Origin of the sequence: Rhodococcus sp. KBW08, from assembly GCF_003852455.1 — a bacterium.
GTDB classification, from domain to species: Bacteria; Actinomycetota; Actinomycetes; order Mycobacteriales; family Mycobacteriaceae; genus Rhodococcus_F; species Rhodococcus_F baikonurensis.
This window is the reverse complement of the sequence record NZ_QAJJ01000017.1, coordinates 556,501-570,506: the sequence shown is the minus strand read 5'-3', so window position 1 is coordinate 570,506 and position 14,006 is coordinate 556,501. Positions and strand designations below refer to the sequence as shown.

The following is a 14,006-nucleotide window of genomic DNA, read 5'->3' as shown; positions in this document are numbered from 1 at the left end:
CCCCGCCCGGTAAGCCCGTCCTGCTCCCAACTGCTTGTCGCTGATATTCGCCGACTTCCGAGGCTGCAGATGTTCACCGGATGCGTTCTCGCAGGATGCTCGAACATCGTGGCCGAGGTCGGTTGTGCCCGAAGCGATCAACAATGCTGGCTGTGCGAGCAGCGCCGCATCTGTACACGCATGGGCGGTCACGGGGAGTGCCGTGTCAACCGACGTGGACGTGGGGCCGTCGGGACTGATCGGGTTCGGCGCGACGTAGAACCTCACGGGTCACCGGAGCGGTCTCGCCCTCGCCGATGAAGAGGAATCGGAGTAGGTACATGATCGGATTTCCCTCCGTCCACTCGAAGTAGACGTCGGGAATCACGCCGGTGATGTCCCTCGTCCGCAGGAGAACCGCCGCAATGGTGTTGGGGACGGCAGGACTGTCGACCCAGAGAATCCGGTGCTCACCGCGCTGTCGTCCGTGGACGAGGAGGTCGGTGCTGAATTCGGAGGAGTCCGTGACGTTGACTTCGATGAAGATAATCGACTCCGCCTCCGGGATGTTGCTTTCGGCGCGCTGCTGCGATTCCTTCTGCCGATACTCGTCCTCGTCGAGACGGTCGACGTCGTGCGCCACCATCGCGAGGTAACCCTTCTCGGCTGCCTCGGCGATGAATTGCAGTGCGGTCTCGTCGAATTCGACGGAGGTTGCCCGTAGTTCGAAGGCTCGCGAGATCCGGGAAAGGAAGGACACCACCATGATCGCGGCGATGAAGAACGACGCCACTTTCACCCCGTCCGGGCGTTCGAAGATGTTCGCGATCGTCGTGTAGACGAACAAAACTGCGACAAAACTGAACCCTACGAACAGTTTTCGTTGACCGTGCTTGCGAGCGGACAGTGCAACGGCGACGGTCGCCGACGAGATGAGCACAAGGACACCGGTTGCGTACGCGGAACTTTGTGCGTCGACGCCGGCGTCGAAGTAGATCGTGACGGTGATGGCGATGACGCTGAACACGAGGACCAGCGGACGCACGGCGCGGGCCCACGACGGTGCCATGCCGTAGCGGGGCAGATACCTCGGAACGAGATTGAGCAACCCTGCCATTGCCGACGCACCGGCAAACCAGAGGATCAGAATCGTGCTGAGATCGTAGACGGTTCCGAAGATCTCACCCAGATAGTCGTGCGCGAGGAAGGCAAGCGCGCGACCGTTGGCAGCGCCTCCGGGCTGGAACTCGTTCTCCGGGATCAGGATGGTGGTGACCAGGCTCGAGGTCAGCAGGAATCCGCTCATGATCAGCGCCGCCGTGGTGAGCAGGCGCCGTGCGCCTTTGATGCGGCCGCGTGGATTCTGTTCGGTGTCGTGTGGCTCGCCCTTGATCTGCGGCATGACCGCGACCCCGGTTTCGAAGCCGGACAGGCCGAGCGCCAACTTCGGGAAGACGATCAGCGCTATCAGGATCATCATCGCCGGATTTCCGTGCTCGGTGGTCATGGCGCTCGTCCAGTCGGTGACCAACGACGGCGCAGTCGCGATGTGCCACAAACCCACGGAGATGACCACCACGTTCAAGGCGAGGTAGACGGCGACCAATCCGACCGCAATACCGATAGCTTCGGTGAAGCCGCGGAGGAATACCGCAGCGAGGAGCGCAAGCAAAACCAGGGTGACAGCGACGGTGTGTCCGGAGAGAACGGTTGGTGCAAAAGGATTCTCGACGAGGTGCGCCGTGGCGTCGGCAGCCGAGAGCGTCATGGTGATGAGGAAATCGGTGGCCGCGAAGCCGAGAAGCACGAGAACGAAGATCTTGCCGCGCCACTTGGGGAGCAGCTTCTCGAGCATGGCGATCGAACCCTCGCCGTGCGGACTCTCGCGGGCCACCCTCCGGTAGACCGGGAGCGCACCGAACAGCGTCAGCAGGATCAATACGACTGTCGCGATGGGAGCCAACGTGCCGGCCGCCAGCGCCGCGATACCGGGTTGGTAGCCGAGAGTGGAGAAGTAATCGACACCGGTCAGGCACATCACCTTCCACCACGGGTGGCGCTTCTCCTTCTTCGGCGCCATCCGGTGTGGCCCCAGATGTCCGGCGGGTTCCTCGGTGATGTCCGCGAGCAGCCAGGCCTCGGTGCGTTGTTTCACAGACGGAACCGGGTTTTCAGCCGGAACCTCGTTGTCGGCTGCGGTCACCACGGCGTCACGGCTTCAGATACACATCGTTGAGCGTGACCGTCCGCAGGTTCCGGCTCCGGATGATGTCCACCAGTTGCGGATACACGTGGGTCACGGGCAGATAGTTGAGGTGTCCGATCACTATGGCCCCCGGATTGAAGTACTGGTTCGCCATTTGGAGGATGTACTCCTCGGTGATCAACGAAGAATCCGACAGTGACCCGAACCAGAGGGTGGGCACGGTGTAGCCGACGCTTGCGGCCACGGAATCGACTGTCGCGTTGTGCCTTCCGTACGGCGGTCGAAAGTACGGCGCCGCGTCCACGCCGTAGGTGTTGCGCAGGAACGTTCCGTTCTTCGTCAGCTCGTCGGCGATCTGCTGCTTCGACACGGACGTCAGATCCGGGTGCGAGTAGGTGTGATTGCCGAGCTGAATTTGTCCGCTCTCGACCAGCGGTCTCAGAAGTCCGGCGTTTTCGGTCCACGAGTTGTATTGCCCGTTGACGAAGTACGTCAAACGGATACCGGTGTCTTTTGCGAACTGTGTGTAGAGGCGCACGACTTCGGAGCTGGCCCCGTCGTCAACCGTCAGGGCGAGCAGATCTCCGCCACCTGGCAGGGCGGTCAACGAACCGCCACCGGGCAGCGGCACCCGGGCAGACGGCGGTGGAGGCGGCAACAAGGCGGGCGGCAGATCGGGGACAGGCGCGGGGTCCGCTGGTTCGTCGGCTGCGGCGACCGCCGTCCCGACCGAACGTGACGAACAAGCGGTTCCCATGGTCACCGCGGCGGTTCCGGTCAGGGTTGCTGCTGCGAGGGCACTGAGGAAGCGTCGGCGGTCCACAAGGCGGAGCCTAGAGCAGATTTGCCCAATTCGGACTTCATTCTCAGCGTTCTTTCAGCGAATGACCAGCTGTGTCCGGTATCGACAGGTTCTACTCAGGAACGGTGGATAGCGTGTCGGCCGTGGAACCGCGACCTCGACACTCGGCAAGCAGGCACAGGCGTAGGCGTCAACCGCAGCGGTCGACGCTCTCGGTGGGGCGCAAGCTGGCGGCCGCCTCCTTGTCGACGACGATTCTGGTGGGCGTCGGAATCGGGTGGTACGTGCAGTCGGATCTCACGTCGGGGCTGTATCGATCGGACGCGCTCTCCGCTCTCGGTGACGACGCCGGCAGTTCACCAGGCGGGGATACCAACATCTTGTTGATCGGGCTCGACAGTCGTAAAGCGATGGACGGCAGCGATCTGCCGGCAGAGTTCGTCACCGACAAGTTGCATGCGGGGGACAGCGACGTGGGTGGGTACAACACGAACACGCTTATCCTGCTCCATGTTCCGGGCGACGGCGGCAAGGCCAGTGCGGTGGCGATCCCACGCGACGATTACGTCGCGGTGCCCGGCTACGGAATGGCCAAGATCAAGGAAGCCTACGGAATGGCGAAGGCTCACGCGGACGCCAAACTCGTAGCGGACGGTGTGACGGATCCTGCTGCGCGAGAACAGCAAGCACGGGAAGTCGGAAGGCGCTCGACATTGACCACCGTGCAGAATCTGCTCAAGGTTCCGATCGATCACTTTGCCGAAGTGAACCTGATGGGCTTCTACGACGTCGTCTCGGCTATCGGCCCCGTTCAGGTGTGCCTCAACAATCCGGTGCAGGACGACTTCTCGGGTGCCAACTTCCCGGCCGGGGTTCAGACTCTCGATGCGTCACAGGCGCTTTCGTTTGTCCGTCAACGCCACGGTCTCGACAACGGGGACTTGGATCGCACCCATCGGCAACAGGCATTCATCAGTGCGGTGATTGCCAACCTGAAGGGCTCCGGCGTCATCGGCAACATTCCGAAGATGACGGCACTCGCCGACGTGGTGAAGAAGGACGTGGTGATCGATTCCGCCATGGATCCCGTCCGATTCGCTTCTCAGGCAAGCGCTCTCGCGGGCGGGAACATCGACTTCTACACCCTTCCGATCGAGGGATACGAGACCGTCGACGGCCAGGACGTCAACACGGTCGATCCGGCGCGTCTGCGTAGTGAAGTGTCGAGGATCTTCGCGGGAGGCGACTCTGCGTCTGCCCCTGCGATGGACACCGCGATCTCGACCGGGAACGAAGTTGTGGACATCCGCAACGGAACCGCGACGGACGGGTTGGGCGCCGCGTTGGCGTCGGAGGCGAAAGCGTCGGGAGTCGAAGTCGGCGAGGTGAGCACCGCACCTCCGACGGCAAAGTCGGTGGTCAGCTATGGGGTCGGCGCCAAAGCCGTCGCAGAGGCGCTGGCCGAGCAGTTGGGTGTGGTCGCGGTGTCGAACGAGCAGGCAGCGGCCGAATCAGTGTCTGTACTGATCGGCGAGGACAATGCACAGACCGTGTTCTCGACTGCTCCGGTGCAACCCGGTCCGTCGGTATCGGCCGGGACCGTTCCCGACACGGGAGCGCAGGGATCACCCATCCGAGCCGACGCGAATGGCGGCATCCCCTGTGTGGACTAACTCTCAGGTAATTCGCACGAAACTCACGCTGACTTCTTCGGTCTGCGGGTCTACATTGGAGAAGTCGAACTCAGTCGGGTACTTCACCTTTGGGGTACCTGACTGAGATTGCGTAGTTGAAAGGATCACCGACATGGCTACAACAGCAGCGGTACAGAATCCGACACGCTCACGTGCCAGGACCATGTCCTTGTCCGAGTACGTGGCCGAGCATCCGGCGCAGCGCGTTTTCCCGCCGACCAGTGAGCGGGCGGCCAGGATGGCGATGCTCATCATGTTCGCCCTGATGGCCGTCACCCTCGTCGTACTGGTACTCGACGAGGCAGGAATTTTCGGATGAAGGCAGCGGTCTTCGGCTGAGCCCGACCTTTAGTTACTCTTGAGTAATGACTGAACAGAAGAGCTGGAATGCGTTCACCGTCGAGCGCGAAGACAACATCGCCCAGGTGACGCTGATCGGGCCGAGCAAGGGCAACGCGATGGGGCCGGATTTCTGGAGTGAACTCCCCGAAATCTTCGCCGACCTCGACGCCGATCCCGAGGTGCGTGCAATCGTCATCGCCGGTTCCGGCAAGCACTTCTCGTTCGGCCTGGACCTGCCGGCGATGAGCGGTGAATTCGGTGCCGTCCTCGCGGACAAGGCTCAGGCAGGCCCGCGCACCAAGTTCCACGACATGATCAAGCGCATGCAGTCGGGCATCAATGCCGTCGCAGACTGCCGCAAGCCCGTCGTCGCAGCTGTGCAGGGCTGGTGCATCGGCGGCGGCGTCGACCTGATCACGGCAGCGGACATCCGCTACGCGAGTGCCGACGCCAAGTTCAGCATCCGCGAGGTCAAGGTCGCGATCGTCGCAGACATGGGCAGCCTCGCGCGTCTGCCCGCGATCATCGGCGACGGACACCTGCGTGAGTTGGCTCTGACCGGCAAGGACATCGACGCAGCGCGCGCGGAGAAGATCGGTCTCGTCAACGACGTGTTCGAAGACGCCGACGCAGTACTGGCCGCGGCGCGCGCGACCGCCAAGGAGATTGCTCTCAACCCGCCGCTCGTGGTCCACGGCATCAAGGACGTGCTCGATCACACCCGCAGCGCGGGCGTGAACGACAGCCTTCGCTACGTCGCGGCTTGGAACGCGGCGTTCCTGCCTTCGCAGGATCTGACCGAGGCCATCACCGCCGTCTTCCAGAAGCGCCCGCCGGTCTTCCAGGGTGAGTAGAAACTGCAAGGGTGAGTAGGAACTGCAAGGGCGAGTAAAAACAGCACAAAAAATCCCCGCGCATCTTCCGATGTGCGGGGATTTCTGCAAGGCCTGAGAACTCGAGCTCAGTGACCGCCGTTGGCAGCGAGACGCTTGATCGAAGCCTCGATCTCAGCCTCGGCCTCGGCGCGGCCGACCCAGTTGGCAGCCTCGACGTGCTTGTTCGGCTCCAAGTCCTTGTAGTGGACGAAGAAGTGCTTGATCGCGTCGAGCTCGAACTGTGAGATGTCACCCAGATCCTGGATGTGATCCCAGCGGGGGTCGCCGGCCGGAACGCAGAGGACCTTGTCGTCTCCGCCGGCCTCGTCGACCATCTTGAACATCGCGACTGCGCGAGCCTCGACGATGACGCCGGGGAAGACCGACTCGGGGAGCAGGACCATGGCGTCGAGCGGATCGCCGTCCTCACCCAGGGTGTTTTCGATGAAGCCGTAGTCGGCCGGGTAGCCGAAAGCTGTGTAGAGGTAGCGATCGAGTTTGACGCGACCGGTTACGTGGTCGACCTCGTACTTGTTGCGCTGACCCTTGGGGATCTCGATGGTGACGTCGAACTCCACGCCGATTCCTCGCTGTCGTGTCGGTAATGATTCGTCGGAAGGATATCGGGTCAAGGATAAGGTTGCCTGACCACCCAGTAGGCAGAGCACAGACGGAGGGGCGTTGGCGGGCCAAGGAAAGAAGAAGATCGGCTCGTTGGAAGAGAGTCGACGGCGTAACTTCCGCATCCTTCTGGCGGTCGGTGCAATTGTTGTACTGGCCGTCGCTGGAGTTGTCGTCGTGAAACTCGGTACGTCGAACGACACTGCCGGCAGTGCGACCGTGACTACGTCGCCGCAGCCTGCGCTCGTGACGCCGTCACCTCAGGTGGTGCCCGTCCCGACGGACGCACCGATCCCCAGCGCGTCGGGAATCGCTGCGGCGATCGGCCCGGCCGTGGCCAACCCGGATCTGGGGAAGTTCACCGGAGTCGTGGCTGACGCATTGACCGGCAACGTTCTGTGGAGCGCAGACCCGTCGACGCCGATGACGCCTGCGTCCACGACGAAGGTGCTCACCGCATCGGCGGCACTGCTGAAGTTGCCGCTCGACCACAGGCTGTCCACGACGGTGGTGCCCGGATCGAGCCCCGGCCAGATCGTTCTGGTCGGCGGCGGGGATCCGACGCTGACGGCGACGCCGAAGGGGCAGAGCGGGTACTACGCCAACGCCGCTCACATCGCGGATCTCGTCGACCAGATCAAGGCTGCCGGTGCGCCGGTGACCAGCGTCGTGGTGGACTCGAGTTTGTTCAAGGGCGACAACATGGCCACCGGGTGGTTCCCCGCTGACATCGCGGCCGGTTACATCACCCCGATCGAATCGGTGATGATCGAAGGTGGTCGGTACGACGGCACTCAAGACGAGTCGCCGCGTTCGGAAACGCCCGCGTTGGACGCGGGCAAGGTGCTCGCTCAGGCCCTCGGTGTCGATCCCGCCAATGTGAGTCTCGGCGCGGCGCCTGCCGGTGCCAAGCCGATCGCCACCGTGCAGTCGGCGCCGCTGAGCGACCGGCTGCTGCAGATGATGGAACATTCCGACAACGTGCTCGCCGAGACCATCGGGCGTGAGGTCGCGATTGCCTCCGGAATCGAAGCCTCGTTCACCGGAGCCGTCGACGCGACCGGCAAGACCCTGCAGGCCGCCGGGTTCGACTACACCGGAGTTTCGCTGCACGATTCCAGCGGACTGTCCGTCGACGATCTCATTCCCGCTCAGGTACTCGATCGCGTCATGACGGCTGCGGCCGGTGACGGTGATCCGAAACTTCGTCCGCTGCTGGACTACCTTCCGGTGGCCGGCGGAACAGGAAGTTTGTCCGACCGCTACGCGTCCGGAAACCGAACCGGTGCGGGTTGGGTACGCGCCAAGACGGGAACTCTCTCGACGGCCAGCGCGTTGTCAGGATTCGTGGTCGATCAGAACGGGCGAGTGCTCACCTTCGCACTGATGTCCAATGACCGGCCGCCAGAAGTGAGCCGTCCTGCCCTGGACGCGATTGCCGGAGCATTGAGGAATTGCGGGTGCCAATAGTGGCCGAAAAGACTCCACACGATGATGAATCCTCGGCTCCGCTCGGTGGTGCCGTCGACTGGAGTCTTGCCGCCAAAGCCGGGATAAAACTGGCGCGCGGCGGCCCCGCGATGTCTCGCTACACGGCCGAAACGGCAACCGCAGAACTCGCCGAAGCGTCCAAGCGTGCAGAACTGCCGGTTCGTGAGGTGACCGGTTTGGCCGACGGCCTACCGGTCCCGGCCGCTGACGTGCTCGACCGGGCCGGGTGGATCACGGCGGCCTCGCGGTCGATGGCGCATCTCACCGGCGCCGACCCCGACGGCAGTGGCAATCTCATCGTCGGAAAGCCGGCGGGCTTGCAGGCCGGAGCAATGCTGGCGTACCTGTCTTCGGCGATCCTCGGGCAGTACGACCCGTTCACCGGCGAGCACGGCACGCTGCTCCTGGTCACACCGAACATCGTCTCCGTCGAACGGTCCCTTCGGCTGAATCCGAGTGACTTCCGGTTGTGGGTCTGCCTGCACGAGGTCACTCACCGGGTCCAGTTCTCTTCCTCGCCGTGGCTAGCGGAGTACATGAAGGAATCCGTCGAAACGCTCGGAGCGACGGTGGACGAGTCGATGACCGACGTCGTCGGGCGCCTCGCCGCCGAGCTGCGTTCGCGGAAGGAACCCGACTCCAGTGACGGTGCGACGGCAGGTGGGATCATCGGCCTGCTGCGCGCCTCGCAGGCAGAACCCCAGCGTGACGCGCTGGATCGGATGCTCGTGCTCGGCACCCTCCTCGAAGGGCATGCCGACCACGTGATGGACGCCGTCGGCCCTGCCGTGGTGCCGTCGGTGGCCACTATCCGCGCAGCCTTCGACAAGCGTCGGCAGCGCAAGTCCAACCCCGTGCAGCGGATCATCAAGATGCTTCTCGGCATGGACGCCAAGATGGCGCAGTACGTACGCGGCAAGGCCTTCGTCGACGCGGTGGTTCTCAAGGTCGGCATGGAGCAGTTCAACACCATCTGGGCCGGGCCCGAGACCTTGCCGTTGCTCGACGAGATCGACAATCCCGACGCGTGGGTAAAGCGCGTTCTCGGTTAGATGCTGCTGCCTGAGACGCCTGCCCTACTGGCGTTGCGACAGGCCGTGCGGGCGTGGACGGTCGCATTCGAGCCACGACGCCGTGTGGTCGTCGCCCTGTCCGGGGGAGCCGATTCGTTGGCGCTGACCGCAGCAGCCGTGGCGGAAACCGATTCTGTCGACGCGTTGATCGTGGACCATCGCCTCCAAGATGGTTCTGATGCCGTCGCACGCTCGGCCGCGGATCAGGCGCTGGCGCTGGGTTGCCGGACCGCGACAGTGCTGACCGTCGACGTAGCCGATGGTGGGAGTCTCGAGGCCGCAGCGCGTGAGGCTCGGTACAACGCCCTGCGCGACGCCAGGACTGACCTCCCGGTTCTACTCGGACACACGCTCGACGATCAAGCAGAGACCGTCCTTCTCGGACTATCCCGCGGGTCCGGTGGGCGATCGATTCAGGGTATGGCGGCATTCGACGCCCCCTGGGGACGGCCGCTGCTCGGCATCCGTCGATCGGTGACCAGGGCGGCCTGCGTCGACCTGGGAATCACGCCGTGGGAGGACCCGCACAACGACAATCCCGAGTTCACTCGTGTCCGTCTGCGGCACGAGGCGTTGCCGCTACTCGAAGAAATTCTCGGTGGGGGAGTTCCCGAGGCGTTGGCCCGAACCGCGACGCAGTTACGTGAGGACGGCGAGGCGCTCGACGAGTACGCCGAGGCCCTACTCCTACGGGTTGTCGTCGACGGAGAAGTGGAAGTGGACACACTTGCCGAAGCCCCCACCGCAATCCGTCGACGCGCTCTACGGGCCTGGCTGTTGCAGGGCGGCGCAAAAGCATTGACCGACAAACAATTACGCGCGGTCGACGCCCTGGTGATCGACTGGCGGGGGCAAGGCGGCGTCGCGATCGGGGGCGGAACACCGGAGGCGAGGTTGGTGGCGGCCCGGCGACGTGGCAGGCTGATCCTCGGATTCGAAGACCGACGAAGGGTTTGACGCGTGTACGAGGGCGACATCGCATCGGTACTGATCTCCGAAGAACAGATCCGTGCTCGAACGGCGGAACTGGCTGAGGACATCGCCAAGCGTTACCCGACAGGCGCCCCCGAAGGGGATCTCCTGCTGATCGGAGTCCTCAAGGGAGCGGTCTTCTTCATGACCGACTTCGCCCGCGCCCTGCCGATCCCGTCGCAGATGGAATTCATGGCCGTCAGCTCTTACGGATCCTCGACCTCGTCTTCGGGCGTCGTCCGCATCCTCAAGGACCTCGACAAGGACATCGCCGGTCGCCACGTGCTGATCGTCGAGGACATCATCGACTCCGGTCTCACGCTGTCGTGGTTGATGCGCAACCTCAAGACTCGTAACCCCGCTTCGCTCGAGGTCGTCACCTTGCTCCGCAAGCCCGACGCGGTCAAGATCGACGTCGACGTCCGGGACGTGGGCTTCGACATCCCCAACGAGTTCGTCGTCGGTTACGGCCTCGATTACGCCGAGCGGTACCGCGATCTGCCGTACATCGGCACCCTGGACCCCGAGGTCTACGGCGGCTGAGCCTGCTCGCCGGTAACACCACTGACTCGTGCACCGATAGCGTCGCTGTCGCCTTCGACCGTGGAGGCAACTTGGACGAGCACGGAGGTATCGGGCCTGATGGGTCTCATGGACGGGTTGATCGGTAACGCTGGAAAAATCGATCCCGCTGCGGCGCACCACGAATACGCACGTCTGCTCGGCCACGGCGAGCAGGTTCATGCGGCGTATCAGTTGGTTCGCGACGCATTTTCTGTTCACGAATCGGCGACTCTTGATGGTCGACAAGCAGGGGCTGACGGGCCGCAAGATCGAGTACCACAGTGTGCCGTACCGGTCGATCACCCACTTCGCGGTCGAGACAGCCGGAACCTTCGATCTCGACGCCGAGCTGAAGATCTGGATCTCGGGGAACGCGACACCGATCCAGAAACAGTTCACCAAGCAGGTCGACATCTACGAAGTCCAGGCGATCCTGTCGCATTTCGTCGTGTCCTGACGGACAGCTGAGCGCCCTCGCCGCGACGTACTGTCGGTCCCATATGAAACCGTTGGGTCGGTTGGGATCGACGAGGCGAGGGAGTTCTGGTGACAACTGCCAACAGAGAAGCGGAAAGATCGCTCGACGAGGTCGTCTGGGACGCGATCGACGGAGACACGAATCTGCCTGATGCGGCGAAGTATCTCGTTCTTGCAGCACTCGAGGGTGATGATGCACTCAGCAAGCAGATCGGCGGTGCGGAACAGCTGAGAACCCGACCCGAAACCGCCGGCGGCCCAGACGAAGAACCAGTTGGGGCATTCCTTACATCCATTTCGGTCGCCGGCTTCCGCGGCATCGGGCCGAAAGCCGTTCTCGATCTGCATCCTGCGCCCGGCATCACCATCGTCAGTGGGCGCAACGGGTCGGGTAAGTCGAGTTTTGCCGAAGCTCTTGAATTTGCAGTCACCAGCTCGAGCTACCGGTGGAAAAACAAGGCGAAACTATGGGCTGACAGCTGGCGAAACTTACACAGCCCGGATCCATGCGAGGTGCGTGTCGGGCTGACCGTCGAGGGTTCCCAACCGACCGTCGTCGGCGTCGACTGGCCGATCGGTGCCACGTTGCATGACAACGAAGCGTGGACCCAGACGGGCAAGCAGAAGCGCACTGTCGGCACCGACGAACTCGGATGGAAGTCCGCCGTAGAGCTGCATCGGCCGATCTTGTCTTACGACGAGATCGGAGGGCTGGTGGAGGACAGCCCGTCGACGCTGTATGACGCACTTGCAAAGCTGTTGGGACTGGACGAGATCGCCGACGCTGAGAAGCGGCTCATCGCCGCGCTGAAGGCTGCCAAGATTCCGCGTCAGCGCGCGAATGAAGATCTGCGTCAACTCAAGGAAATCGTCGCTGAATCAGCAGACGAGCGTGCACAATCCGCCGTCACTCAGTTGAAGAAGCGGACTCACGATCTCGACGAAGTGCTTGCGCTCGCGACAGGCTCCGGCTCGGCTGTTGCTCCCACCTTGTCTGGTCTGCGCAGGTGCGCGACTCTGGCGGTCCCGCAGAAGTCGGCGATCGAGGTGGTTGTCGCCGATCTCCGGGTTGCGGTCGCCGACACCGTCGAGCACGCCGGCGATGCTTTGTCCGTAGTGGAACAGCGCAGCGATATCCTCGACAGAGCAATTCAATTGCACAGTGGCACAGGCATAATCGATGCCCGGTATGCGCGGAGGGGGTGCTGGATGACGCCTGGGCTGCCCAATCCCGAACGCGCCTCGCGGAACAGAACAGCAAGCTGGGTAAGTATCGGCAGTCTCGGCGCGATCTTGACAACGCATGTCGGGCGGCAAAGGAATTGCTGAACGAGCTGGTACGGCTGGAATCGGTCGACGGCCAGGAATTGGAGTCGTTGACCCGGTACCGAGATTCAGTGGTCGCTGCCCAAGGTGCGCCGACCGGAGTAACCGAACTCGCCGAGCACATCGAGAAGACCTTGCCTGCGGTGATCGACGCTGCGAACGCCGTGCGCGAAGAGGCGTCGCTCGCAATCGCTGAGCAGGAAGACACATGGGCTCCGATCGCGGGTCGTTTGATGACGTGGGTCAACCTCGAGCGTGACGCACGTTTGAGTGATGACACCGTCAAAGTCCTGGATGCGGCGAAGAAGTGGGTAGCCGCCCACGCGGCAGAACTGCGGAATCAGAGACTCGAGCCGATCGCGGAGCAGGCGCGCGAGATTTGGTCGGAGCTCAGGCAGGAAAGCAACGTCGACATCGGGTCGATCAGCCTGGAAGGCAGCAATACTCGACGCAGGGCGGTGCTGAAAGGGTCGGTGGACGGAGTGCCGACCGAAGCATTGGCGGTGATGAGTCAGGGGGAGTTGCACGCTTTGGCGCTTGCACTGTTCATTCCGCGTGCGACCACACCGAACAGTCCGTTCCGCTTCATCGTTCTCGATGATCCGATTCAGGCGATGGACCCGGCCAAGATCGACGGGTTCATCCGAGTGTTGTCGAAGTTGTCGGAGACACGGCAGGTCATCGTGTTCTCCCACGACGACCGATTGGCCACCGCGATACGGCAACTTGCGGTGAATGCGCGACTGGTCGAGGTTGCACGTGAGACCGGATCGCAGGTCTGTGTCGCAGAGACACTGAACCAGGCGACTCGTTATGTGGACGACGTCCGCGCGCTGGTGCTCGACGAGAACGTTCCCGACGAGGTCAAGCGCCGAGTGGCGCCAGGTTTGTTCCGGTTGGCATTGGAATCCGCGGCGCAACAAGTGTATTACGCGAAGCAGCACAAGGCGGGCGAGAGTCGGGTCGACACCGAGAACCGGTGGACGTCGGTGAAAAAGACGCGGGCCAAGATCGCGCTCGCGGTGTACGGCGATGCCGAGAAGCCTTTGTCACAGTGGCAAATTCTGCGAGAAGGGCGCAAAGCGACGCTCAACATTGCTAACGCCGGCTCGCATGTCGGGGCCGACATGTCGATCACGAGGAGCGAAGTGAATGACCTCAGGAAGACGGTCGACGGGATCCTCGCGGAATGACAACACAGATGCCGCCGGCTGTCGTGCTGCGAAATGCGGAGCTACTGCTCGATGGAAGTGTCGGTGCTGCTGGAAGTTCGGCACGGTTGGCTGCATTTCTGGCCAGGCAGGCATTGGAGGAACTGGTAGCCGAACGGTGCATCGCGCTGAATGCCGAAGCGCCGCAAGCAAGCATGCGCTCGCGATTGGTGATACTGCGTTCCCTCGACACACCGGCACGTGCCGACGCCGCAGCAATGGCATGGAACAGATTGAGCAACGTCTGTCACCACCATGCCTACGAACTTGCGCCGACCGTCGCCGAGGTGCGGCATTTGTGTGGAGTTGTTGCCGTCCTGTTGGAGAGTGGCTGACTCCAAGCTAGTTCACTGAAATCGACGAGGACGGTGGC

13 protein-coding genes and 1 pseudogene are annotated in these 14,006 nt (G+C 63.0%); 11 read left to right on the top strand and 3 right to left on the bottom strand.

Going from position 1 to position 14,006, the window contains the following annotated elements; translation table 11 throughout:
• Nucleotides 1-205: 205 nt before the first annotated feature.
• Nucleotides 206-2,185 (bottom strand): amino acid permease, encoded by a 1,980-nt coding sequence (locus DBV08_RS23260; RefSeq protein WP_124568975.1) that lies wholly within the window; start codon nt 2,183-2,185, stop codon nt 206-208.
• A gap of 4 nt (nt 2,186-2,189) precedes the next feature.
• The gene (locus tag DBV08_RS23255) at nt 2,190-3,008 is read right to left on the bottom strand and encodes a polysaccharide deacetylase family protein (RefSeq protein ID WP_124568974.1); all 819 of its coding nucleotides are present in this window, start codon (nt 3,006-3,008) and stop codon (nt 2,190-2,192) included.
• A gap of 122 nt (nt 3,009-3,130) precedes the next feature.
• On the opposite strand from DBV08_RS23255, the gene DBV08_RS23250 reads away from it, so the two are divergent.
• The 3 genes from DBV08_RS23250 to DBV08_RS23240 all read left to right on the top strand — a co-directional run bounded on the left by DBV08_RS23250 (nt 3,131) and on the right by DBV08_RS23240 (nt 5,877).
• Entirely contained in the window at nt 3,131-4,660 is a 1,530-nt protein-coding gene (locus DBV08_RS23250; protein ID WP_260395718.1) for an LCP family protein, read from the top strand.
• A gap of 133 nt (nt 4,661-4,793) precedes the next feature.
• Entirely contained in the window at nt 4,794-5,000 is a 207-nt protein-coding gene (locus DBV08_RS23245) for a hypothetical protein (RefSeq protein WP_124568973.1), read from the top strand.
• Nucleotides 5,001-5,046: 46 nt separating this feature from the next.
• Nucleotides 5,047-5,877, top strand: a complete 831-nt coding sequence (locus DBV08_RS23240) for a crotonase/enoyl-CoA hydratase family protein (RefSeq protein WP_095970819.1) — start codon at nt 5,047-5,049, stop codon at nt 5,875-5,877.
• A 107-nt stretch (nt 5,878-5,984) separates the two neighbouring features.
• Here DBV08_RS23240 and DBV08_RS23235 read toward each other — a convergent pair whose 3' ends face one another.
• A complete protein-coding gene (locus tag DBV08_RS23235; protein WP_003941181.1) occupies nt 5,985-6,476 on the bottom strand; it encodes an inorganic diphosphatase in 492 nt (163 codons plus the stop codon).
• Between the two features lie 103 nt (nt 6,477-6,579).
• Here DBV08_RS23235 and dacB point away from each other — a divergent pair, with 103 nt between their 5' ends.
• The 8 genes and pseudogenes from dacB (at nt 6,580) to DBV08_RS23200 (ending at nt 13,968) form a co-directional block, all read left to right on the top strand.
• On the top strand, nt 6,580-7,989 hold the full coding sequence (dacB, locus tag DBV08_RS23230) for a D-alanyl-D-alanine carboxypeptidase/D-alanyl-D-alanine-endopeptidase (protein WP_124568972.1): 1,410 nt from the start codon (nt 6,580-6,582) through the stop codon (nt 7,987-7,989).
• On the top strand, nt 7,989-9,062 hold the full coding sequence (locus tag DBV08_RS23225; RefSeq protein ID WP_095970821.1) for a zinc-dependent metalloprotease: 1,074 nt from the start codon (nt 7,989-7,991) through the stop codon (nt 9,060-9,062). The genes dacB and DBV08_RS23225 overlap by 1 nt, the downstream gene beginning before the upstream one ends.
• Nucleotides 9,063-10,040 (top strand): tRNA lysidine(34) synthetase TilS, encoded by a 978-nt coding sequence (tilS, locus tag DBV08_RS23220; RefSeq protein ID WP_095970822.1) that lies wholly within the window; start codon nt 9,063-9,065, stop codon nt 10,038-10,040.
• Between the two features lie 3 nt (nt 10,041-10,043).
• Nucleotides 10,044-10,598: a hypoxanthine phosphoribosyltransferase gene (gene hpt / locus DBV08_RS23215; RefSeq protein WP_020906068.1), complete on the top strand. Its 555-nt coding sequence runs from the start codon at nt 10,044-10,046 to the stop codon at nt 10,596-10,598.
• Between the two features lie 99 nt (nt 10,599-10,697).
• Nucleotides 10,698-11,076 (top strand): annotated as a pseudogene (locus DBV08_RS23210) (PH domain-containing protein).
• A gap of 89 nt (nt 11,077-11,165) precedes the next feature.
• Nucleotides 11,166-12,425 carry an AAA family ATPase gene (locus DBV08_RS32975; RefSeq protein WP_260395717.1) on the top strand — a complete coding sequence of 420 codons (1,260 nt, stop codon included), beginning with the start codon at nt 11,166-11,168 and terminating at the stop codon, nt 12,423-12,425.
• Nucleotides 12,419-13,615: an AAA family ATPase gene (locus DBV08_RS32970; protein ID WP_260395716.1), complete on the top strand. Its 1,197-nt coding sequence runs from the start codon at nt 12,419-12,421 to the stop codon at nt 13,613-13,615. The genes DBV08_RS32975 and DBV08_RS32970 overlap by 7 nt, the downstream gene beginning before the upstream one ends.
• Nucleotides 13,612-13,968, top strand: coding sequence for a hypothetical protein (locus DBV08_RS23200; RefSeq protein WP_234036725.1), 357 nt, complete (start codon nt 13,612-13,614; stop codon nt 13,966-13,968). Before DBV08_RS32970 ends, DBV08_RS23200 begins: the two co-directional genes overlap by 4 nt.
• The last annotated feature ends 38 nt before the right edge of the window (nt 13,969-14,006 follow it).

Excerpts from the sequence above, each read along its gene's own strand:
- DBV08_RS23240 (WP_095970819.1), top strand. The coding sequence starts at position 5,047 with ATGACTGAACAGAAGAGCTGGAATGCGTTCACCGTCGAGCGCGAAGAC.
- tilS (WP_095970822.1), top strand. The coding sequence starts at position 9,063 with ATGCTGCTGCCTGAGACGCCTGCCCTACTGGCGTTGCGACAGGCCGTG.
- DBV08_RS23200 (WP_234036725.1), top strand. The coding sequence starts at position 13,612 with ATGACAACACAGATGCCGCCGGCTGTCGTGCTGCGAAATGCGGAGCTA.
- DBV08_RS23245 (WP_124568973.1), top strand. The coding sequence starts at position 4,794 with ATGGCTACAACAGCAGCGGTACAGAATCCGACACGCTCACGTGCCAGG.